This window comes from Brevibacterium sp. CFH 10365 (assembly GCF_009299785.1).
GTDB lineage: Bacteria > Actinomycetota > Actinomycetes > Actinomycetales > Brevibacteriaceae > Brevibacterium > Brevibacterium limosum.
In genome coordinates, this window is record NZ_VIGO01000006.1 from 51519 (window position 1) to 71984 (window position 20466).

A 20466-nucleotide genomic window follows, 5' to 3' on the forward strand; every position below is an offset into this window, starting at 1 on the left:
CAGGCAATGCCGAACCACCAGATCGGCCAGATCCGGCCGGTCTGAACAGGAAGGACAGCGATATGGCAGAGACCATCGCAACAGTCGGAAGCACCGTCGGCCTGCACGCTCGCCCAGCAGCTCTGCTGGCCGAGGCCGCCGCAGACTCTGATTTCGAGATCACCATCGCCTTGGAGGGCGAACCCGCCGAGGATGCCCTCGACGCGGCCAGCGTGCTGTCCCTCATGGGCCTCGGCGCAGAATACGGTCAGACGGTCGTCCTGCGCGCCGAGGGCGAAGGAGCCGACGAGGCGCTGGCCGAGCTCAAGCAGCTCATCGAGACCGATCACGACGCTGAGGGCTGAGCTGCTTTCAGCCGAGGAGGCGGCAAGCGGTCCGCTCAGTTTAGACTGATCGAATGTCCGCCTCCCTGCTGCCTCCTGACTCCGCCGCCGCCCATCGCAGCCGGGATCTGCTGGCGGATTCTCCGCAGCTGCGCGATATGCCCGGTCTGCCGCAGGCGCGCATGCTCGTCGAATACATCATCGGCCGACGTCTCCGTGAACTCGACGTATCCGGTCGGGATGCGGCCGGTGCCTTCATCGACGTCGAAGCCGCCGCTGAGGCCCCGCACCGCATCATCGTGCTCGACGATGCCAAGGGCGTCCAGACCGCACTGCTTCGCTCTCTCGCCGAGGTGGTCGTCCACCACGATCGCATCGACGAATCCCGGACCGCGGCAGCGCTCTCCGACGTCCCGGAACTCGCGGACTTCGGCGAGGCGGAATCCGCACACTCCGCTCATGGTCGGGCCGCCTCGGCGGAGGAGGGGAACCCTGAGACGTGGGCGGTCATCAACGCACCGAAGGCCACGAACGCACTGGCCGAATCCATCGCCGCACTGCAGGCCCGCGTGTCGACGATCATCGTCATCGGTCGCAGCGACTCGATGAGCCGCGCGGTGAACAAGGAGCTGGCGCGCGGTTTCGCTCGAGTCGACGTCTCTCCGGGAGTCGGCAAGCACCGGATGATCATCGGCAGCCGACCGCTGTCATCACCGAGCCTGCCGAGTTTCCCGAAGCACGGAGTCATCACCCACCCCAACGTCGAAGACCTCGAGGTCAGAGCACATGGAGCCTGCTTCTCCGGGGTGAAGAGCGATGAAGGCTCAACCCTGCTGCTCGACGCACTCATCGAGACCCTGTCCGGTGCGGACGACGCATCGGGCACCGCTGCCGAACCGGACTCCGTGCTCGACCTCGGCTGCGGAAACGGGTGGCTGCTCACCGCAGCCATGCGTGCCACGGGGGCAGCACGGGGGACCGGTGTGGACGTGTCCGAGGCAGCGGTCGCCTCGGCGAGGGCCACAGCGGAGGCGAACGGGGTCGACGTCGACATCATCCTCGGCGATGCCGCCGATGCCGAGGACCCGGCTGTGGCGGCCTTGGGCGAATTCGACCTCGTCGTCCTCAACCCGCCGTTCCATCAGGGCACGACGATCGAGACCGACACGGCTGAGGCGCTCATGGCCTCGGCCGCCGCGCATCTGGCGCCCGGTGGTCGGGTGATCACCGTGTTCAATACGCACCTGCGCTACCGGGACCGCCTCGAGACGATCATCGGCCCGAGTGAGCAGCTGGCCCGGAACACGAAGTTCACGGTCGTCTCCAGCGGCGGCGGGATCTGCGGAACTTCAGCCGACTGACGCCGAGGGCGAGTCCTCCCACCCCGCCGGGGCCATAGGGTTCGTAGGCCTGCCAGCGGGTGACCCGGCCGTCCGCGGTCTCGACGACGAAGCACTGGCCGAACTCGAGGGACCGGCCGCTCGCGAGCACATGCCGGGACGAGACCTCGACGGCCGCACTCGTCCCGTCCTCGCCGAAGAACCACGAGTCGACGGTGAAGTTGAGTTCGCGCATTCCGGCGACGACCCATTGGAGGCCTTCGCGGATCTCGGTGTGACCGGCCATCCGCACACGGGGGTAGTGCGGGTCGATGAGGACCCCGTGTGAGGCGAAGGTGGCAACGGCCGCCTCGACGTCTTTGGCCGTGACGGCGGTCAGGTTGTCGGTGATGAGCGTGTGCAGAGACGTGGACATGATTCCTCGATTCTCCGGCGCTGTGCCCGGGCCGCGGGGTGCGGCTCGGTCTGGCACTGCTGCCCGAGGGCGATCGTCTGCGTCACGCCCCTGCTTCGATGATAGGCCTCAGGACCGGCCGCGGCGATAGGTCCGCCACGTGCTCACCTGATCCCAGACGGTGATGATCCAGACCGCGATGACCGTGATGATCTGCTGGATATCGGCGTTCGCCGTGGTCGTGAGCTCGGGGTGGAGGACCGGCTGAGTGAGCAGGGCGACCGTGAGGAAGACCGCCATGGCGACATCGGCGATCCCGCCGATGAGCACCACGATCGGCCTCGCCGAGGCGGTCGTGAACTTCACGATCTCGACCGCGGCGAGGGGAGCCAGGAAGGCCCAGTATCCGAGCAGCCAGCCGAAGCCGAGGCCCGGATTGATGAACGTCTCCCCATTGTTGAGATGGCCGACGTAGAACAGGGACGTCGGGATGAACGGAACCATGGCCAAGGCCACGATGAAGACCAGCCCGAGCCCCGCCTCGGCGCGGATCTGCCTGTCGTGGGAATCGCGACGATCGAGGTCATCGACCGTCCATGTGCCCGGCTGTCGTTTCCGCATCGCGTCGGCCGCACCGCCGTCCATTCCGCGGTCGCCGAGGCCGATGATGATCGTGATGGCGGCGAACGCGGTCAGCAGGGCGATGACCGTGTTGCCGGCTGTCTTGCCGATGATCTCCCCGATCTGGACTTCGGGGGAGAGGGCGATGGTGGCCACGACGTTCGTGAGCACCGCGAGCAGACCGACGAGAGGCAGCACCCAGCGCAGTGCCCAGGTGAAGAGCGGATAGGAATTCGGGCCGATGAGGTGCTGTGGGGAGTTGGAGTACTCCCGCGACAGCATCACGGGATCGCCGAGCTCTTCGAGGACTTCGCGTTCGATGGTGGCCGTGCGGTCCGGGGTCGGGTCCGTGTCCTCGCCGAGGCGGGCGTCGACCATATCGTCGATCGTGGCGGTGATCTCGGCGGCGATGTCCGGGCGGGTGTCTTCGGGGAGGTGGCGGATGACGTTGTCGACGTAGATTTCGGTGAGCGCACTCATGGTGTGCCGTCCTTCCAGAGCTTAGTGATGCTGGAGTTGAGTTCGAGCCAGCGGCTGTGCAGTGCGGCGGCGACTTTGGCGCCGCTGTCGGTGAGTGTGTAGTACTTGCGAGGACGAGCCTGTTCGGTGTTCCATTCGGCCGTGAGCAGGCCCTGCTTCTCGAGCCGTCGCAGCAGGGGGTAGAGGGTGTTGGCCTCGGTGGGGATGCCTGCTTCGGTCAGCGTCGTCAGCAGCGAGTAGCCGTACTGGGGGCGGCGACAGGCGACGAGGCTGGCGAAGACCACAGTGCCGCGTCGCAGCTCCTGCTCGTGTGTGGCCAGTGCCTTCTCTGCATCCTCGTCCATGCGCAACACAATAGTGTGTGGCACACACTATTACAAGAGGCGGGGTATTTCTGTTGCGGGACGGTGCGGTACGGCACGCGGCAGGGTACGCCACGGCAGACCACCGGCGTCGACAGCCGTTTTGGTCCAGGTTCCTCTCAACTGATCAGGTTCCTCGGTGTGCATTTTGGAGCAGGGTGTACCAAACCTCAGGCCTGCGCCTGGCAGTGTCCTCTGCGGTGCTGATTCTGCTTTTCCAGGACCGCTGAACGTCCCTGCAGTCGGGCCGGATTCGCCGACCCGGAGACTGCGAAGGACCACCGCAGGGGCTCAGCCGAACCCGACGACCCCGATCGTCACGAAGACGAAACCGAGCAGCTGCAGCGAAGCGCGCACGATCTGGAAGGCGTCCCATCGTCTGCGCATGGCGATGAACCCTTCGGGCGCAGCCTCCTCGGCGATCCGTCCGGTCCTGGCGTTGATCGGGACATTCCCGATAATCGTCACGACCAGAGCGACACCGAGGCTGATGGCGGCCGAAACCAGCCAGGCGTTGGGCTCATCGATCGCGATGATGATGGCCAGAGCGGTCGCCACGGTCATCCCGACCGGCATCACCCGACCGAATGTCTTCAGCAGCCCCTTCTCCATGATGAGTTGATCGTCCGTCTTCAGCCGACGGATCACCGGGTGGACCAGAGCGGCCGATCCGAACTCCGCCGAACCGACGAAGCCGGTGGCGAGGACCGTGGCCAATACGAAGGCGTCCATGACCTCTTCTCCTAATAGGTAGTCAAACTATCCATAATAGATAGTAGAGGTATCTGCTAAGGTCGATCAAGACCAGTCACAGACCATTGCCGGCAGTACCGGGAGGAGAGGGCGATGCAGGAGTCGGTGGAGAAGCCGGAGATGCGGATGGCGGAGCTGTCCCGCCGCTCGGAGCTCAGCGTGCCGACCATCAAGTACTACCTGCGAGAGCGCCTGTTGCCGCCGGGGCGTCGGACGAGTGTGAATCAAGCCGTCTACGGCCAGACTCATCTCGATCGGCTGCGCCTCATTCGGGCACTGACGTCGGTGGCCGGGCTGCCCTTGGCGAAAGTGCGAGCCGTCGTCGACGCGGTGGACGGGCGGGCCTCGGAGATCGAGGCGATGGGAGTCACACAGGATGCGCTCGTCAGAGAGGTCGAGGCCGACGATGCCGACGCCTCAGCGCTTCTCGACCGAGTGATCACCGCACGAGGATGGCACTGTGAGGCCTCGTCACCGGCCTATCGGGCAGCCGTGAGCGCGATTGCCATGCTGAGCAGGGAGGACCTGACTCCGATCTTGGACCGGCTCGACGCCTACGTCGAAGCTGCCGAAGCCGTCGGCAGCACCGATCTGGACGCCGTCGCCGATGCAGGCAGTCTGGAGGAGAGGATCCGCGGAGTCGTCCTCGGCAGCGTGCTGCGCCGACCGCTGCTGGAGGCGCTGGTCCTGCTCGCCCAGCAGCACTTCGCGCAGGGCCTCACTCGTTCGGAAGAAAGCTGACCGGGAACAGCTCGGTCCTCGCGATCACGTGCTCATGACTCTTCCGGCACGGCGTCGTAGGTGAGCCAGTTCGTCTTCGCAGCGACGTCGTCGTAGAGCACTTGGGCCTGAGCGTTGTCATCGGCGGTGATCCAGCGGACCACGGAACAGCCTTCGGCCGCAGCGATCGACTGCAGGTGCCTGATCAGTGCGCGACCGGCACCTCGGCCGCGTGCCTGGGGATCGGTGAAGAGATCATCGAGCCAGATGCCCACACTGCCGGTCGAGGGGCGGGAGAAGCGACGATAGTCGGCGATTCCGACGATCGTCCCCTCGGCCTCGGCGACAAGCCCCTGGCACTCATGATCGGGATCGGTCAGCCATGACCACACACGGGTGACGATCTCCTCGGACGGCTCCAGTCGGTAGAACTCGCGGTAGGCGCGGAAGAGCTCCTTCCACCGGGCCTCGTCGACAGGCGCGGTGGGGCGGATCGTCGGCGCAGGGGCATCCGTCATCGGCTGTCCTCTCTCAGATCTCGGTGCATTGACCACATTACGTCCAATGCATGTGACCGCGGAATCTGTACCCGCGAATTCGATTCGGCAGCAGACTCCGCGTCCTGATGGCAGGAACCGGAACTGGTCGCGAGCGTACGCAAGGTGATGACACGTGCACTTTCTGTGGTGCGGGGTGCACCATCCGTGATCAGCGTCGGCTGAGTTCAACTCCGGGAGCAAAGAGAAGTCCCCGGTGCGGAAGCCTGTCGACTCCGCACCGGGGACTGCGGTACGCGAGAGGGGACTTGAACCCCTACGTCCGAAGACACTGGAACCTAAATCCAGCGCGTCTACCAATTCCGCCACTCGCGCTCAAGCGGCCGCATCAGCGGCCGCGACGCCCTCAAGATTAGCAGGGGCGGCGCGAGTTCCTGAAAACTCAGGCTGCGTCGATGCCCAGCTCTTTGCGGACGCGAGCGACGTGCCCGTTGGCCTTGACGTTGTACTGGGCAAGTTCGACCTTGCCCTCGGCATCGACGACGACGGTCGAGCGGATGACGCCCTGGACGACCTTGCCGTAGTTCTTCTTCTCGCCGAAGGCGCCCCACTCGGTCATCATCGTCTTGTCCTCATCGGAGAGCAGGTCGAAGTTCAGACCCTCCTTCTCGATGAACTGCTGCAGCTTCTCCGGTTTGTCCGGGGAGATGCCGAGGACCACGATTCCGGCGGCCTTGAGCGCCGAGAGCGAGTCCCGGAAATCGCAGGCCTCGGTGGTGCAACCGGGAGTCATGGCGGCCGGGTAGAAGTAGACGACGACCCGCTGGCCCTTGTAGTCGCTGAGGCTGACGGACTTTCCGTCCTGGTTGACGAGCGTGAAATCCGGGGCGGTGTCGCCGACCGACAGACGTGACATGAATGCTCCTCCTGGTTGGGGCGGTCTCCGGGGTGGATGACCATTGCTGCCCACCACTCTATTCCGTTGCCGGACCGAACGCCTCCGCCGCTCGGCGAAGACCTCAGCCGATTCTTTCGCCGAGGCGGCCCCGCAGTCTCACTCGACCCGTGCGATCGCCTGACCCACGGCCACGACGTCGCCGACGCTCGCCACCTGGTGCAATGTTCCCGCGACGGGTGCTTCGACCCGAGTCTCCATCTTCATCGCCGAGAGCACGGCGATCTCATCACCGGCAGCCACTTGCGAGCCGTCATCGACGAGGAAGTCCACGAGGCTGCCCGGCACGGGTGCGGTGACATCCCCGGCACTCGCCGAGGCGGCTCCACCGTTGACGGCATTACCGCCCTCGCCACCGGTCCCACCGACCGAGCCGAGAGCCGCCAGCAGTCCCGCGGGCAGTCCGATGCTGGTGAGCTTCCCGTCGATCTCGATCGACATGCGCTGCATCTGACCGTCGGCCACCGGGGCCGGGCGTTCCTGAGTCTCGAGGCGCGGCAGCAGTTCGGCTTCGATCCACTGGGTGTGGATCCCGTCGACGCCTGTGTCACCGAGGCCGGTGAACGCCTCATCGGTGAGGATCGCCAGCGAGCATGGCACCACTGTGGCCGGGCCTTCGACGTTCAGTTCCTTCGCCGCGGTCACGGTGCGGGCGATCGCCTGCTCACGGTCGGGACCTGCGACGATGAGCTTCGCGAAGAGGGAATCGAAGGCCGGCTGGACAGTGTCACCGGAACGCACTCCGGAATCCCAGCGCACACCGGGGCCGCCGGGCACGTCGAGGACATCGATGCGTCCCGGTGTCGGCAGGAATCCGCGGCCGGGATCCTCGGCGTTGATGCGCAGTTCGATCGCATGGCCCTGCGGCAGCGGAGTCGACTCCAGCGACAGGCCCTCGCCGAAGGCGATGCGGAACTGCTCGGCGACGAGATCGACTCCGGAGGTCACCTCGGTGACGGGGTGTTCGACCTGCAGCCGGGTGTTGACCTCGAGAAACGTCATGGTGCCATCGGCGGCGAGCAGGAATTCGACGGTGCCGGCACCGCGGTAGTCAACCTCGGCGCAGATGGCTTCGGCCGAACGGTGCAGACGCTCCCGCTGCTCATCCGTCAGGCCCGGGGCCGGAGCTTCCTCGATGAGTTTCTGGTTGCGGCGCTGGGCGGAGCAGTCGCGGTCGCCGACGGCCACGACCCGTCCCTGACCGTCTCCGACGACCTGGACCTCGACGTGGCGGGGCCGCTCCAGGTACTTCTCGACGAAGCATTCTGCACGGCCGAAGGCCTCGACCGCCTCACGGGTCGCCGACTCGAAGGCGCCGACCACCTCGTCCAGGTCGTGGACGATCTTCATTCCGCGTCCGCCGCCGCCGTGGGCGGCCTTGATGATGATCGGCAGTCCCGCCTCGGCGGCGAAGGATTCGACCTCGGCCGCGTTCTCCAGGGGACGGTCGATTCCCGGCGCTAGGGGAGCGCCGACCTTCTGCGCGAGCTGACGGGCGGTGACCTTGTCGCCGAGGGCCGTGATGGTGTCCGCGGTCGGGCCGATCCAGATGAGACCCGCGGCTTCGACAGCGGCGGCGAAGTCGGCGTTCTCGGACAGGAATCCGTAGCCGGGGTGGACGGCGTCGGCGTCGGCAGACTTCGCGGCGGCCAGGATCGAGTCGATGTCGAGGTAGGTCTCACCCGCGGTCGTGCCGGTCAGGGCGAATGCTTCGTCAGCGAGGCGGGCATGCATGGCGTCGGCGTCCTGATCAGCGTAGACGGCCACCGAGGTGTGTCCGTGCTGGGCGCAGGCACGGATGATGCGGACGGCGATCTCGCCGCGGTTGGCGATGAGGATTCTCGACATTGTTCAGCCTTCGTTCTGATCGGATCGGGGTGCCCCGGCCGGGCGTTCGGCCTCGGACGGGCAGAGGTGATGAAGCGCAGCTTCACGCCCGGAGGCAGCTGCGCGGCGAGATCGAGATCATCGACGCTGGCGATGATCGGATAGCCGCCGGTGAGCGGATGGTCGGGGCCGAAGAGCACCGGCTGACCGTTGGGCGGAACCTGGAGGGCGCCGGTGACCGCACCCTCGCTGGGCAGCTCCCCGGTGCGAGCTCGTTCGAGCGGAATCTCACCGGACAGGCGCAGCCCGACCCGGTCGGACTCATGAGTGACCGTCCACTCCTGCGACAGCAGCGTCTCGATCCCGGCGTCGGTGAACCAGTCCTCGCGGGGACCCAGGGTCACCGTCATCTCCACGGTCTCACCCGCCTGCGGAAGGTCCCGAGGCTGGGCTCCGGCAGGATCGACGAGGTGGGGCGCCGTCCGCGGATCGTGCACACCCACCGTGGTGCCCTGATCCACAGCGGCTGGACCGAGCCCGGCCAGAGTGTCGGCGGAACTGCTGCCCAGAGCCGTCTCGACATCGATTCCACCGCGGACTGCCAGGCAGCGGCGGATTCCGCGTTCGGTGGGCCCGAGTTCGAGTTCGTCCCCAGCGGACAGGGCAAAGGCCTCGCCGAGGCGGGGTGTGAGAACCGTGCCATCGGCAGCGGTCACGGTGATCGCTCCGGCGGCTCCGGTGACAGCGGCGACTCCGTCACCGGTGACACGCAGGAGCACTCCGCCGCCGAAGCTCTCGAGCCCGGCAGCGGTTTCGACATTGCCGACGAGGCGGTTCGCGGTGGTCAACGCGGCCCGATCGGCGGCACCGGCTGCGGACACGCCCATTGAGGCGAAACCGGGCCGACCGAGATCCTGGACGAGCAGCTGCAGCCCGGGGCGCCGGATCTCGAGGGAGTGCGAGGCACCGGCAGCCGGTGACTTTGCGTCGTCCGAGGCGGCAGCGCTCGATTCCGCAACCGCGCCGGCCGCATCAGCGCTCGACTTCGCATCCGTGTCAGGCGCGGCCGAATCCGGTGCCGAATCGTCTGCTGAACCAGACGCCGCGACGTCGACGATTTCGCGTCCCGCCTCGACGAACCTCACGATCGTGCCGGGCACGAACAGGGCCGGGGGCTGCCGGTCGAGGTCCCACAGCTTCGCATCGGTGCGTCCGATGAGCTGCCAACCGCCGGGGGAGGAGCGCGGGTAGACGCCCGTGAACTCACCTGCCAGAGCCACCGAGCCCACGGGCACACGTGTGCGTGGGGACGAGCGGCGGGGGACGTCGAAGAGCTCGTCGTCGCCGGCGAGGTAGCCGAAGCCGGGGGCGAAGCCGGCGAACGCGACCTGCCAGGTCGCGGCCTGGTGGCGGGCGATGACCTCGGCCGTCGAGACGGAGAGGAGGTCGGCCACCTCGGCGAGGTCGTCCCCGTCGTAGCGGACATCGATCGTGACCTCCCGGTCCGCATCCGAGACCGACTCGGTGTGCCCGAGCCCGCGCACCGCCTCGGCGAGGATCTCGGCGCTCGTGCGAGCGGGATCGAAGCTCAGCAGCACCGTGCGCGCGGCCGGGATGAGCTCGGTGACGCCGGGCAGATCAGCGGCCTCGAGGCTGCGGTGGAGGGCCATCGTCGCGGCCAGGTCGGCGCATTCGACGAGGAGGTGGCGCCGGGACGCGGTGCGGAAGGTCAGATCGGTCATTGGCGAAAGGCGTCTTCCGGTTCGTCGGTGATGAACATCTTCCCAGGTGAATGCGTGATCGCGAAGGGGATTCCCGAGGCTTGGATGGCTGCCTGCGGGGTGACTCCGCAGGCCCAGAAGACGGGAATGTCGCCGTCGTGGATGTCGGGGGCGTCACCGAAATCCGGGGCGCCGAGGTCATCGATGCCGATCTGGGAGGGTTCGCCGATGTGGATCGGGGCACCGTGGACGGCGGGGAAGCGGTCGGTGATGCGCACCGCCTCGGCGACCTGGGCGGCCGGGATCGGGCGCATGGACACGACCATGTCTCCGCTGATCCGCCCGGCCGGACGGCATGCCGTCGAGGTGCGGTACATCGGCACGTTGCGACCGGCCTCCTGGTGGCGGATCGGGATGCCCGCCTCGGTCAGTCCGTTCTCGAAGGTGAACGAGCAGCCGATGAGGAAGGACACGAGGTCCGGATGCTGCTCCCACGCCTCGGTGGCGTCAGTGACCTCGTCGGTCAGGGCGCCGTTCTCCCAGATCCGGTAGCCGGGGATATCGGTGCGGATATCGCTGCCGGGGGCCAGCGCGGAGGCGAGCTGCCCGGGTTCGAGGACGTCGATGACCGGGCACGGCTTCGGGTTGCGCTGGGTGAACAGGAGGACATCGAAGGCCCAGTCCGCGGGCACGGAGATGAGGTTCGCCTGGACCAGGCCCGGTGCCGATCCCGAGGTGGGACCGTCGAAACCGGCCCGGATGCGTGCGCGGGCTTCCGCCCCAGCCGTGGTAACCACACTCATCGGCCGACTCCTGCGAAGGCGGCGATCTGCACGCCTTCGGATTCGAGGAGATCACGGGCGGCCCGGGCCATGTCGATGGATCCCTGGCTGTCGCCGTGGAAGCAGATGGACTGGGCATCGACGTCGACGAGGCTGCCGTCGACGGCTTCGACCTGTCCGGTCCGGACGAGGCGGAGGACACGCGCGGCCACGGCTTCGGGGTCGTGGAGGACCGCGTTCGGCTCCGACCGGGAGACCAGGGAGCCGTCGGGGTTGTAGGACCGATCGGCGAAGGCTTCGGCGGCGACGGTCAGTCCGGCATCGGCGGCGACGCGGTTGGCCACGCTGCCGGCGAGTCCGAGGAAGACGAGGGAGTCGTCGATGGCTGTGATCGCGTCGACGACTACCTTGGCCTGCGCCTCATCGTGGACGATCGCGTTGTAGAGACCGCCGTGGGGCTTGACGTAGGAGACGGTGCCGCCGACGGCGGTGGTCAGGCCGATGAGCGCACCGATCTGGTATTCGACCTGGGCCTGCAGGGTGGCGGCGGGCACGTCGAGGGCGCGACGACCGAAGCCTTCGTAGTCGTCGTATCCGGGGTGGGCACCGATGACGACTCCGCCTTTCGCTGCGGCGTCGACGGTGGCGCGGATGCCTTCGGGATTGCCGGCGTGGAACCCGCAGGAGACGTTGGCGCTGGTGACGAGACCGAGCATGGCCGTATCGTCGCTGACGACGCGGTCGGGGACGTTCTCCCCGAGGTCAGAGTTGAGGTCGATTCTCAGTTCGCTGTTGGTAGACAATGTCACCCTCCGATTCCGATCATGGCGAAGATGGGTCCGATGGACTGTGTGGCCGTGTACCACGTGACCAGTGTTGCCGCGGTGCCGATGATGAGCAACCACTTCGGGTACGAGTCCGTGCGCAGCAGGCGGGGTCTGAACCAGCCGATGTACATGAAGATCGTCAGGCCGATCGGCAGGATGAGGCCGTTGAAGCCGCCGACGAAGACGAGCAGCGTGGCCGGTGCGGTGCCGAGGACGAGGTAGACGACGAGCGAGACGACGATGAAGGCCACGGTCGCCAGCTGCAGCGGCCAGCCGCCTTCGAGGCGTTTGGAGAACGCCGAGAGGAACGTCGCAGAGGTGTAGGCGGCGCCGATGACCGAGCTCAGCGCTGCGGCCCAGAAGATGGCGCCGAAGATGCGCATTCCCGCATCGCCGAGCACGGCGGCGAAGGCCTGACCGGCGGGGTTGGCGACACTCGAGTCGAGGTCGAGGGCCACTCCGGAGGCGACGACGCCGAGGATGGCGAGGAAGAGGACGTAGCGCATGACACCGGTGACGACGATGCCCGACAGGGCAGAGCGCATCACCGAGGAGGCGTTCTCCGGACCGGTCTTGCCCGAGTCAAGGTAGCGGTGGGCACCCGAGTAGGTGATGTAGCCGCCGACGGTGCCGCCGACGATCGTGGTCACGGTGGCGAAGTTGATGGTGTCGGGCACGAACGACTGCTTGATCGCCTCACCGACGGGCGGGTTCGACACGATGGCGACGATGCAGGTGAGGATGATCATCCCGATGCCGAGGATGAGGACGACGGTGTCGACGACCTTTCCGGCGCGTTTGAACAGGAAGATGCCGATCGCCAGGATGCCGGTGAGCAGTCCGCCGAGCTTCGGATCGACGCCCAACAGCGCATTGAGGCCGAGTCCGCCGCCGGCGATATTGCCGATGTTGAAGGCCAGGCCGCCGATGACGATGAGCACGGACAGGAGGATGCCCGTTCCCGGCACGGCTGAGGACGCGAGCTGAGCCGCGCGCTTGCCCGAGGAGGTCACCATCCGCCAGATGTTGAGCTGGATGGCGATGTCGATGAGGATCGACGCGAAGATCGCGAAGGCGAAGGCCGCACCCATCTGGGCGGTGAACGTCGCCGTCTGGGTGATGAAGCCCGGACCGATCGCCGAGGTGGCCATCAGGAAGATGGCACCGACGATGGCGCTGCGGCTGATCTTGGAGCCGATCTCACTCGAGGCATTGCCGAGTCCCGACGCGTTCGCGTCCGACGAGCTGGATTCCGGCGGTTGGGATTCCGGTGCGTGTGACATGGGAGTCTCCGAATGTCTGGTGGTCAATAGTTCCTCCGAGTGCGCCGAGGGCGTGAGAACTGCGATGTCTGTGTCCTGGCGCACGTGAAGTGGTAAACAATCTAGCACTCATTGTTCAACAAAGATAGACCGGGATCACATTTTCGTTGGCTGGTCTGTGGACGGACGGATGGGAGTTCGGGGAGCAGGTTCAGTAGGATGGAGAGGTGAATCACGATTCGTCCCTGGTCAACAGGCTCACTGACCGTCTGATCGCTGGAGAGCTGCGCCCAGGTGAGCGGCTGTCCGAAACCGCACTGGCGAAGGAATTCGATGTCTCGCGCAACACTCTGCGCGAGGCCTTCCGAGTTCTCGGGGAGCAGGGCTTGGTCACGCACATCCCGCACCGAGGTGTCTCCGTGGCGTCACCGAGCACCGCCGATGTCGTCGATATCTATAGGGTGCGTCATCATGTCGAGTGCTCGGTGCTCGAACACGCTCCGCGCAATCACCCGAATGCGGTGCAGATGGAGGCGGCCGTCGAAGCGGCCGAGAAGTTCGCGGCCGAGGAGAACTGGCTGGAGGTCGGCACGGCGAATATGGCGTTCCACAATGCCGTCGTCTCGCTCTCGGACAGCAGGCGGCTGATGCAGTCGTTTTCGAATGTGCTCGCCGAGCTGCGGTTGGCATTCCTCAAGGTCGAGGTCCTCGATTTCCTCCATGCCCCGTTCATCGAGCGCAACAAGGAGGTCATCGAGGTCTACCGCACGGATGGGCCGGTGGCTGCATCTTCCATCCTCGGCGCCTACCTCGGTGACTCGGAGCGGCAGGTGCTCGGTGCCTACGCCCGCGCCGGCCAGGACTGAGCAGTACGGTCTGGGCCAGGCCCGGAGCCGAATCTGCTGGCGGCCCACTTGAAGTCAGACAGCACATTTTCAAACAGGGGCTTTTTCGACTCAAATGGTGCCGCCAGCATCAATGGCCGGCCCCTGCTGCCTGCGAGCGGTTCCCGGGGCAGCCTGCGAGCGGTTCCCGACCGGGATGCTGCCTCAACAGGTCCAAACCAATGATTCGGTACACCCTGTTCTGGGTTGCACATGGAGCAACCTGATGACTTGAGAATAAGGTGAGCCGAAACAGCGAGCCGACAAGGGTGAATGCGAAAGAACCGCCTCCGACCGAAGTCGGAAGCGGTTCTCTCTGTGCTGTGCACCCCCCGGGACTTGAACCCGGAACCCACTGATTAAGAGTCAGTTGCTCTGCCAATTGAGCTAGAGGTGCGTGCTGCGTATGCCGCGCAACGAGAATTAATATTACTCAGGTGTTCGCCGATGATGCAAACCGAGACCGGCCCATATCTGATTTTGTGATGAAGGTCGCAGGCCCCTGGTCAGAGTCCCTGTCCGAGCGATCCTCGCAACCCGAAACCCACTGATTAAGAGTCTGTCGCCCGCGTCGATTTCGTCGCCCGCCGCCGCAAGCGCCCTTACAGATACATGCCGGAACTCGAGGGTTCGGCCGTCTCTGAGATCGCATGGACGTCGCGCTCACGCAGGAGCACATACGCCCGTCCCTCGAGCTCCACCTCGGCGAGTTCCTCGGGATCGTAGAGGACGGTGTCGCCAAGGTTGGCCTGCCTCACGTGCGGGCCCGCGGCGACGACCTTGCCCCACACGAGCCGTCTGCCCATGCTGGCGGTGGCGGGGATGACGATGCCCGCCGAGGACTTGCGTTCCCCGGCTTCCTCGCTGGGTTCGAGCAGGATCCGGTCATGGAGCATCCGGATCGGAAGTGCGGCATCAGCCACGCTTGCGACCGGAGAGCCCGACGACGAGGGCGGCCACACCGAGGACGGCGCCAGCACCGAGTGCGATGATCTCGGGCTTGGGGGAGCCGTCTTCCTCGACGACCTCGGACTTCGCCTTGTTGACGGCGCGGGTCGCGAGCACCTTCGGGTGGATGCGGCCGACGAGCTCGTCGATGTTCTCGGCGATGCGCTCCTCGCGCAGACGGATCGACTCCGCGAGCTGTGCGGTTGTCGCCTGGTCGACGGTCACATCTGAGGTGTAGACGTTGTCAGTCATCGGGTCGAGTCCTCCCGGTCGATAATGCATTCCTGCGTCTGTGACCTTGTGCCACAGTGCTTCGCTGTCCAGCTTAGCGGCTGGGCACTGCGAGTGTCAGATATCGGCCGCGGTTCGACGGAATCTTACGATCTCGACGCTCGCGTCCGCGGGCATGGTCGGGTAGTGGCCGCGGAGATTGCCGATATACCGGTCAAGCGCGCCCGGGCGAGTGAGGTCGAGATCCTCCGGCCCCAGTTCGTCGAGTCGTTTCACCATCACCGAGGAGATTTCCACCGGGAGGGGGCCATGCTCGGTGTTCTCGAAGTACGCCAGGGCCGGACCTGTACGGTGCGATTCGTTCCACCGCACCGTCAGCGACTTCGTCCCGTCCGTGACCGCGTCGAAGTAGCGGGCATGGAATCTCAGCAGCCGCGTCGGTGCTGACTCCGGATGCCGATAGGAATGGGGGAGCAGCGCGGGGATCGGGACGATCGACCGCTGGCCTGTGATGTCGTCTGGAACTGCGACGAGCGCATCGGGATGGAGGTCGAGGATGACCTGACGGCAGCGTCCGCACGGGGCCAGCAGTCCGCGGCTGTGGTCGCCGACCGCGGCGATTGTGACCAGCGGGCCGGCGTTCGCGGCCGCGGCGGCACCGATCACGACGACTTCCGCGCAGGGCCCGCCGGTGAAATGGTGGACGTTGACGCCGGTGTGTATGGCTCCCGTGGTGTCCATCGCGGCTGCGGCGACGGTGTGGTTCGCATCGGTTCCGAGCCCGCGTGCGAGTTCCTCTGCGGCGGCGATCACGCGCAGTTCGGAGTCGAAGAGGTCCATAGGGCCTCAATCCTGTTTTCCGCGGCGTCCCATGATGTAGATGATAAACCCGACCGCGGCCATGCCTGAGGCGGCGAGGACGAAGATGGGCCAGGAGCTGACGATCGTGGAGATGATGGATTCGCCGAATGAGGTCGCCGGATTCTGATTGGCCCGTGGGGACGGCTGATCCCCGCCCGTGATGAGGTCCGTATCGTCTTTGGGTGTCTGCTCATCGGGGTTGCGCGGCACCGGATCCGAATAGTCGGGACGTTCGCTGTCCTCGTCATCCCCGGGCAGCCATTCGTCACCGGCGTTGCCGGGGATGGTCTCGCGTTCATCGGGGGATCCGTTGCCATTCGCCGGGTCCGGTGTGGTGCCGTCGGCGTCGGAGGCGCCGATCGGTGATCCGGAGCCGTCCTTGTCCGAATCCTTCTCTTCGTCCTCGTCGGAATCCGAGTCGGAGCCTGAACTGTCGGAATCGCTGCTGCGTGAGCCGTCGGAACCTGAACCGGTGTCGGCGTCAGATTCCCTGCCGTCGGAGTCTTTGTCACCCGACGTGTTCGCACGGTCCTTCGTCCCCGAGTCCGATGAGGTGCCGCCGTCGGTCGAACTGGTGCTGTCGTCAGAGGTATCGCTGTCCGATGTCGACCCGTCCTTGCTGGCCTCGCGGTCGCCTTCGGAGTTGTCGTCGGAGGTGGACCCGTCCTTGCCGGCAGTCTTGTCCCCGCGCGTGTTGCTGTCGGAGCCGTCAGCCGCGGTCACACCATCGGCGGATGAGGAAGAGCCGTTGTCCGCCGTTCCGTTGTCGTTACCGGTCTTCGAACCATCTTTTGTGGAGCCGTCCGTCTCGCCGTCAGCGTCGGCCCCGTCGCCAGTGTCCGGGTACTGCTCACCTTCAGCGACGATTTGGCCCGCATCGTTGACCGTGAAAGTCCATGCCGGATCCGGGCCAGAAGGAGCGAACTCTTCAAAGTTCATTGGTTTGGTCTGACCCTCGGCAACGATCTGACCCTCTTCATTGAAGTGATATCCCGTAGGTGCTGCTTCAGCGGTGGCCTCGGCAACGGACTGTCCGCTGTCGTCGGTATCCGCATCGTGCGCGGTCGATCCGGTGTCGGCATCGTCGTCGGACGACTGTGCCGGAATGCGCTTCATTGCCTGTTCCGGGGCTTTGAAAGACTTTCCGACCCAGCTTTTCGGCAGGGTGCCTTCAGGATCATCCTGATCATTCTCTGGAACAGACAGCTGATTGCCGATCATTTTCCACTCGGCTACGAGTTCACCCTCGATCGCGCACGGTTCGTCCGAGGTCCACTCCTGATCCTTGCAGGCCTTGTCGCCGTCTTCAGTGGGGCCAGGATCGGGGTCGCTGTCGGCCCCTCCCTCGGATTTGGTGTTGCCGTCGGCGCCGTCCTTGCTGTCTGCTGTCGAACCAGCGTCATCGCCGGAATCGGAATCTGCTCCTGCGGAAGCACCGGTCTCCGCGTTCGAACTGGCTTCGGCCGTGGGAGTGGGACTCGGTTGGGCGAGTGCGGGAGTGAACGTCGCCGAGAGAGGAAGTGCGGCCAGGGCAAGCGCAGCGCCGATTGCGGCGGCTCTGCGGCTGAACCGGTGTGAGACTGGCACTACGTTCCTTCGCGGTGGGGATTCCGACTTCATTGGGTCAAGGGGACATGACGTTCAGACACATCGGTGCCCATCTTAATGTCTCGACCAGATGTGTTAAAGCCACTGGCGTGTTTCGCCGTGGCGCGGGATCCATGACCGGGCGGCGGTTCGCAGCCGGCACCCGGCGGCGGGAGACCCCTGCGCAGAGCTAACGATCCTGCTAACGATCCTGCTTGTCCGACTTCTTCGGATACGCCCGGACTGTCGAGTCGTCGCCGAGCACGAGTGCCTCGTTGCCGTCGTCGATGACCGCCAGCAGATCGGTGTCGGTCTTGAACGCCTGTTTGCCGGCGAGCAGACACGAGGTGTTCGTGTCCATCGTGCAGGGGACGATGGATCCGCGCGGTTCGGAGAGGTGGATGTCACGGCTGGAGACGTCCATGAGCAGCAGGCCCGACTCCAGATCGAAGAGATACGGACCGATGTAGGCGCGTTTTCCGGCCTGTCCGCGCACCCAGGACTTCTCACCGACGATGTCGGTCGTCGTCGTCACGGTCGACAGGATCGAACCGTCCTCGAGGGAGTGGACGACGAGCTGGATCCTGTGGCCCGAGTTCGTCGAGGCGCCCTGCTCGCCCCACAGTGTGATCGCCTTGCCGTGGCCGGCCGAGATCCAGTCGATGATCTTCAGTTCGTCGCCGGGGCTTTCGAGCTTGATGCTGCGCTCGTCGCCGGTCTTGATGTTCTTCGCCTCGACCGGGCCGTTCCAGTCGGAGCTGTAGAGCTCATCGTCATCGATGGCCATCGGCGTCGAACCGGCCTGCGGGGTGGGCACGTCTTCCAGTCCCTCGGCCCCGAAGGTCGAGAGCTTGTTGCCCGATTTGATGAGCACACTCTTGCCGGCCGAGGTGATGCGTGCCTTCTCCGGCAGCTCGTAGCTCTTGGGCTTCGAGTCTCCGTCGAAGAGCGCCTCGGCGGTGTTGCCTGACTGCCACAGCAGGGCCGGACGGCCGTCGATGACGGTGTCGACGGCGAAGGTCGGGGACTCATCGATCTTGGCCTTGTACCGAGATTTGCCGGTGTCCGCGTCGAGGACCTCGAGACGGTTGTCATTGACGAGGAGGACGCCGCGATCGGAGGCCGTCACCGAGGCGCGCTTGGGCACCTCGGTCTCCCAGGCGGGGGAGTTGTCGTAGCTGGGAACAACGTCCTGAGTCTTGTCGACGGAGAGCTCGGACGCGGGGTTGATCTGCTGTTCCGAGCCGATCGTCTGCGGGGTATCGGGGGAGTCGACCGGGACGATGTTGGGAACAACGAATGCGCCGATCATGAGGATCGCCAGACCGATGAGCACCAGCCCTGGAATGGTGATCTTCTTAAGTCTCTGCGGGCGGTTGCGAGCCGACCGCTTTCGCACCGGTGTCTTCTTCACCGTCGGCGCGGCTGGTGCGGCCGGTCCCGAGAAGGGGGTGCCCATCGGGTAGCTGTCGCCGTTCGAGTTCGAGGTGTCGTCCTGCTCGACCGCCTCAGCCGAACCATTCGCGGACGAAGCAGTGGTTGAGTCGTCCGCGGCCGCCTCGGTGCCGGTGTCCTGTGCGGGGGCGGCCCCGACCTTCCCGTCTTCGTCGATGCCGATCTCGGTCTTCTTCGTCCCGTCATCGATCGTCACGGTCAGGGGAGTCGCGGTCTCCTTGGCATAATCGCCGAGGAATGAGATGGCCTGCCCGGTGTCCGAATAGCGACTCGTCGCCCCGTTGAGGGTGGTGTAGGTGAACCCGTCATCGGAGACGGAGATCAACGCACGAGGCATGTACAGGGTTCCTTGGGAGTCGTGGACAGGGCCGAGTCAATACTAATGAATGACGAGGAGCGCTCCTACCAGTTTTCCGAAACCGTTATAGATCTCTACTGAATCGTTGCACGCAATGAGATCTGCGTCTCATCGGGCCCGGGATGCGGTTCTGGTTTGCCCGGGTGAAGCGGGTGAGGTTAGGATATATCTTGCTGTCTGCACCTGAGGTGCAGCACATGTGGTGGGTATAGCTCAGCTGGTAGAGCGCCGCGTTGTGGTCGCGGATGTCGCGGGTTCAAGTCCCGTTACTCACCCCGAACGGAAGCCCCGTGATCTGTAGAAACGGATCGCGGGGCTTCTCCCATTCCCGCGACCAGCCATACCTGATCGTCCATAGTCGCCTTCGCTCCGACCCCGATCGTCGATAATGGGGCCATGACCATCGACTGCTCCCTGACGGTCGTCGGCAGCATCAATGCCGACATCACCGCCACCACCTCCCGACTCCCGATGGCCGGTGAGACCGTGGGAGGCGGCCGGCTCACCCGTTCGCCCGGCGGAAAGGGCGCGAATCAGGCCGCCGCTGCCGCCCGCCTTGGTGCGCGGACCCGCATGATCGGTGCGGTCGGTCGCGACTCCGACGGCCAGGCGATGCTCCATGCCCTCCGCACCGCCGGAGTCCGGGTCGATGACATCGCCGAGGCGACCGCCGAGACCGGGACCGCGCTCATCATGGTCGACGCCGCCGGAGAGAATCAGATCGCCGTGTGCGAAGGTGCGAATGCCGAGGTCAGCCTCGCCGGAATCGAATTCGGCGCCGCCGAGGCCGTGCTCACTCAGCTCGAGATCTCCCTCGACCTCATTGCCGAGCTCGCCGCCCGCGTGCCCGGGTTCCTCGCCGTCAACGCGGCTCCCGCCCTTCCTCTGCCCGCCGAGGTGGTCGACCGCGCCGATCTCATCATCGTCAACGAGTACGAATACTCCCAGCTGCCGCAGCTGAAGACCGCGAAGCTCGTGGCCGTCACCTATGGGGCGGAGGGGTCGGCGCTGCTGAAGAACGGTGAGCAGATCGCCTTCGCCTAGGCGGTGCGGGCGAACCCCTTGAGCACCGTCGGTGCCGGAGACGCCTACTGCTCTGCCCTGACCATCGGTCTGACCAGCGGACTCGAGCCGGAACGCGCACTGCGGGCGGCCAACGCCGTAGGCGCGGCGACCGTGGAGGTCGCCTCGGCCCAACCGGAGTTCGATCCGCTTGAGACCTACCTGTCCGCTGACCTGGCAGACTGAACATCGGCGGACCCATCGACTGCCGCCATC

At 65.7% G+C, this 20466-nt stretch carries 20 protein-coding genes, 3 tRNA genes and 1 pseudogene; 6 read left to right on the forward strand and 18 right to left on the reverse strand.

Annotated features, from left to right (window positions below):
* Positions 1 to 62: 62 nt before the first annotated feature.
* Together FHG09_RS12995 and FHG09_RS13000 are read left to right on the forward strand one after the other, a co-directional pair.
* Positions 63 to 344: an HPr family phosphocarrier protein gene (locus tag FHG09_RS12995; protein ID WP_152348098.1), complete on the forward strand. Its 282-nt coding sequence runs from the start codon at positions 63 to 65 to the stop codon at positions 342 to 344.
* A 53-nt stretch (positions 345 to 397) separates the two neighbouring features.
* Positions 398 to 1684, forward strand: coding sequence for a class I SAM-dependent methyltransferase (locus FHG09_RS13000; RefSeq protein ID WP_152348099.1), 1287 nt, complete (start codon positions 398 to 400; stop codon positions 1682 to 1684).
* Here FHG09_RS13000 and FHG09_RS13005 read toward each other — a convergent pair.
* From FHG09_RS13005 to FHG09_RS13020, 4 genes are all read right to left on the reverse strand, one after another.
* Positions 1635 to 2078, reverse strand: a complete 444-nt coding sequence (locus tag FHG09_RS13005; protein WP_152348100.1) for a nuclear transport factor 2 family protein — start codon at positions 2076 to 2078, stop codon at positions 1635 to 1637. The genes FHG09_RS13000 and FHG09_RS13005 overlap by 50 nt on opposite strands.
* A gap of 108 nt (positions 2079 to 2186) precedes the next feature.
* Positions 2187 to 3158 (reverse strand): HAAS signaling domain-containing protein, encoded by a 972-nt coding sequence (locus FHG09_RS13010; protein WP_152348101.1) that lies wholly within the window; start codon positions 3156 to 3158, stop codon positions 2187 to 2189.
* Entirely contained in the window at positions 3155 to 3502 is a 348-nt protein-coding gene (locus FHG09_RS13015) for a PadR family transcriptional regulator (protein WP_152348102.1), read from the reverse strand. Before FHG09_RS13015 ends, FHG09_RS13010 begins: the two co-directional genes overlap by 4 nt.
* Positions 3503 to 3811: 309 nt before the next feature.
* The gene (locus FHG09_RS13020; protein ID WP_152348103.1) at positions 3812 to 4252 is read right to left on the reverse strand and encodes a DUF1772 domain-containing protein; all 441 of its coding nucleotides are present in this window, start codon (positions 4250 to 4252) and stop codon (positions 3812 to 3814) included.
* A 114-nt stretch (positions 4253 to 4366) separates the two neighbouring features.
* Between FHG09_RS13020 and FHG09_RS13025 the strand changes: the two genes are divergently transcribed.
* A complete protein-coding gene (locus FHG09_RS13025; protein WP_227492751.1) occupies positions 4367 to 5014 on the forward strand; it encodes a MerR family transcriptional regulator in 648 nt (215 codons plus the stop codon).
* 32 nt (positions 5015 to 5046) lie between these two features.
* Here FHG09_RS13025 and FHG09_RS13030 read toward each other — a convergent pair whose 3' ends face one another.
* From FHG09_RS13030 to FHG09_RS13065, 8 genes are all read right to left on the reverse strand, one after another.
* Positions 5047 to 5511: a GNAT family N-acetyltransferase gene (locus FHG09_RS13030; RefSeq protein WP_152348104.1), complete on the reverse strand. Its 465-nt coding sequence runs from the start codon at positions 5509 to 5511 to the stop codon at positions 5047 to 5049.
* 272 nt (positions 5512 to 5783) lie between these two features.
* Positions 5784 to 5865 (reverse strand) — tRNA-Leu (locus tag FHG09_RS13035).
* 67 nt (positions 5866 to 5932) lie between these two features.
* Positions 5933 to 6406, reverse strand: coding sequence for a thioredoxin-dependent thiol peroxidase (bcp, locus tag FHG09_RS13040; RefSeq protein ID WP_152348105.1), 474 nt, complete (start codon positions 6404 to 6406; stop codon positions 5933 to 5935).
* A gap of 138 nt (positions 6407 to 6544) precedes the next feature.
* The gene (locus FHG09_RS13045) at positions 6545 to 8260 is read right to left on the reverse strand and encodes an acetyl/propionyl/methylcrotonyl-CoA carboxylase subunit alpha (protein ID WP_227492790.1); all 1716 of its coding nucleotides are present in this window, start codon (positions 8258 to 8260) and stop codon (positions 6545 to 6547) included.
* Positions 8143 to 10014: an urea amidolyase family protein gene (locus tag FHG09_RS13050; RefSeq protein ID WP_227492752.1), complete on the reverse strand. Its 1872-nt coding sequence runs from the start codon at positions 10012 to 10014 to the stop codon at positions 8143 to 8145. Before FHG09_RS13050 ends, FHG09_RS13045 begins: the two co-directional genes overlap by 118 nt.
* Complete coding sequence (locus tag FHG09_RS13055) at positions 10011 to 10796, reverse strand: putative hydro-lyase (protein ID WP_152348107.1); 786 nt, start codon at positions 10794 to 10796, stop codon at positions 10011 to 10013. Before FHG09_RS13055 ends, FHG09_RS13050 begins: the two co-directional genes overlap by 4 nt.
* Complete coding sequence (locus FHG09_RS13060; protein WP_227492753.1) at positions 10793 to 11578, reverse strand: LamB/YcsF family protein; 786 nt, start codon at positions 11576 to 11578, stop codon at positions 10793 to 10795. Before FHG09_RS13060 ends, FHG09_RS13055 begins: the two co-directional genes overlap by 4 nt.
* Positions 11579 to 11580: 2 nt before the next feature.
* A complete protein-coding gene (locus FHG09_RS13065; protein ID WP_152348108.1) occupies positions 11581 to 12885 on the reverse strand; it encodes an NRAMP family divalent metal transporter in 1305 nt (434 codons plus the stop codon).
* A 206-nt stretch (positions 12886 to 13091) separates the two neighbouring features.
* Here FHG09_RS13065 and FHG09_RS13070 point away from each other — a divergent pair, with 206 nt between their 5' ends.
* Positions 13092 to 13730: a GntR family transcriptional regulator gene (locus FHG09_RS13070; RefSeq protein ID WP_152348109.1), complete on the forward strand. Its 639-nt coding sequence runs from the start codon at positions 13092 to 13094 to the stop codon at positions 13728 to 13730.
* Between the two features lie 342 nt (positions 13731 to 14072).
* Here the strand turns inward: FHG09_RS13070 and FHG09_RS13075 are convergent.
* The 6 genes from FHG09_RS13075 to FHG09_RS13100 form a co-directional block, all read right to left on the reverse strand.
* Positions 14073 to 14145: transfer RNA gene (locus tag FHG09_RS13075), tRNA-Lys, on the reverse strand.
* Between the two features lie 205 nt (positions 14146 to 14350).
* Positions 14351 to 14671: a GroES family chaperonin gene (locus FHG09_RS13080; protein ID WP_227492754.1), complete on the reverse strand. Its 321-nt coding sequence runs from the start codon at positions 14669 to 14671 to the stop codon at positions 14351 to 14353.
* Positions 14664 to 14948: a DUF3618 domain-containing protein gene (locus FHG09_RS13085; RefSeq protein WP_025778633.1), complete on the reverse strand. Its 285-nt coding sequence runs from the start codon at positions 14946 to 14948 to the stop codon at positions 14664 to 14666. The genes FHG09_RS13080 and FHG09_RS13085 overlap by 8 nt, the downstream gene beginning before the upstream one ends.
* A gap of 96 nt (positions 14949 to 15044) precedes the next feature.
* Positions 15045 to 15767, reverse strand: coding sequence for an ASCH domain-containing protein (locus FHG09_RS13090; RefSeq protein ID WP_152348110.1), 723 nt, complete (start codon positions 15765 to 15767; stop codon positions 15045 to 15047).
* Positions 15768 to 15773: 6 nt separating this feature from the next.
* Positions 15774 to 17375: a hypothetical protein gene (locus FHG09_RS13095; protein ID WP_152348111.1), complete on the reverse strand. Its 1602-nt coding sequence runs from the start codon at positions 17373 to 17375 to the stop codon at positions 15774 to 15776.
* A gap of 202 nt (positions 17376 to 17577) precedes the next feature.
* The gene (locus FHG09_RS13100; protein WP_152348112.1) at positions 17578 to 19167 is read right to left on the reverse strand and encodes a hypothetical protein; all 1590 of its coding nucleotides are present in this window, start codon (positions 19165 to 19167) and stop codon (positions 17578 to 17580) included.
* A gap of 223 nt (positions 19168 to 19390) precedes the next feature.
* Between FHG09_RS13100 and FHG09_RS13105 the strand changes: the two genes are divergently transcribed.
* Positions 19391 to 19463 (forward strand) — tRNA-His (locus FHG09_RS13105).
* A 121-nt stretch (positions 19464 to 19584) separates the two neighbouring features.
* Positions 19585 to 20436, forward strand: a pseudogene (locus FHG09_RS13110) (ribokinase).
* Positions 20437 to 20466: the final 30 nt, after the last annotated feature.

What these genes read in the sequence shown, in the direction of transcription:
- bcp (WP_152348105.1), bottom strand. Translation starts at nt 6,406, where the DNA reads ATGTCACGTCTGTCGGTCGGCGACACCGCCCCGGATTTCACGCTCGTC.
- FHG09_RS13085 (WP_025778633.1), bottom strand. Translation starts at nt 14,948, where the DNA reads ATGACTGACAACGTCTACACCTCAGATGTGACCGTCGACCAGGCGACA.
- FHG09_RS13050 (WP_227492752.1), bottom strand. Translation starts at nt 10,014, where the DNA reads ATGACCGATCTGACCTTCCGCACCGCGTCCCGGCGCCACCTCCTCGTC.
- FHG09_RS13090 (WP_152348110.1), bottom strand. Translation starts at nt 15,767, where the DNA reads ATGGACCTCTTCGACTCCGAACTGCGCGTGATCGCCGCCGCAGAGGAA.
- FHG09_RS12995 (WP_152348098.1), top strand. Translation starts at nt 63, where the DNA reads ATGGCAGAGACCATCGCAACAGTCGGAAGCACCGTCGGCCTGCACGCT.
- FHG09_RS13015 (WP_152348102.1), bottom strand. Translation starts at nt 3,502, where the DNA reads ATGGACGAGGATGCAGAGAAGGCACTGGCCACACACGAGCAGGAGCTG.
- FHG09_RS13055 (WP_152348107.1), bottom strand. Translation starts at nt 10,796, where the DNA reads ATGAGTGTGGTTACCACGGCTGGGGCGGAAGCCCGCGCACGCATCCGG.
- FHG09_RS13065 (WP_152348108.1), bottom strand. Translation starts at nt 12,885, where the DNA reads ATGTCACACGCACCGGAATCCCAACCGCCGGAATCCAGCTCGTCGGAC.
- FHG09_RS13030 (WP_152348104.1), bottom strand. Translation starts at nt 5,511, where the DNA reads ATGACGGATGCCCCTGCGCCGACGATCCGCCCCACCGCGCCTGTCGAC.
- FHG09_RS13005 (WP_152348100.1), bottom strand. Translation starts at nt 2,078, where the DNA reads ATGTCCACGTCTCTGCACACGCTCATCACCGACAACCTGACCGCCGTC.
- FHG09_RS13100 (WP_152348112.1), bottom strand. Translation starts at nt 19,167, where the DNA reads ATGCCTCGTGCGTTGATCTCCGTCTCCGATGACGGGTTCACCTACACC.
- FHG09_RS13025 (WP_227492751.1), top strand. Translation starts at nt 4,367, where the DNA reads ATGCAGGAGTCGGTGGAGAAGCCGGAGATGCGGATGGCGGAGCTGTCC.
- FHG09_RS13000 (WP_152348099.1), top strand. Translation starts at nt 398, where the DNA reads ATGTCCGCCTCCCTGCTGCCTCCTGACTCCGCCGCCGCCCATCGCAGC.
- FHG09_RS13020 (WP_152348103.1), bottom strand. Translation starts at nt 4,252, where the DNA reads ATGGACGCCTTCGTATTGGCCACGGTCCTCGCCACCGGCTTCGTCGGT.
- FHG09_RS13010 (WP_152348101.1), bottom strand. Translation starts at nt 3,158, where the DNA reads ATGAGTGCGCTCACCGAAATCTACGTCGACAACGTCATCCGCCACCTC.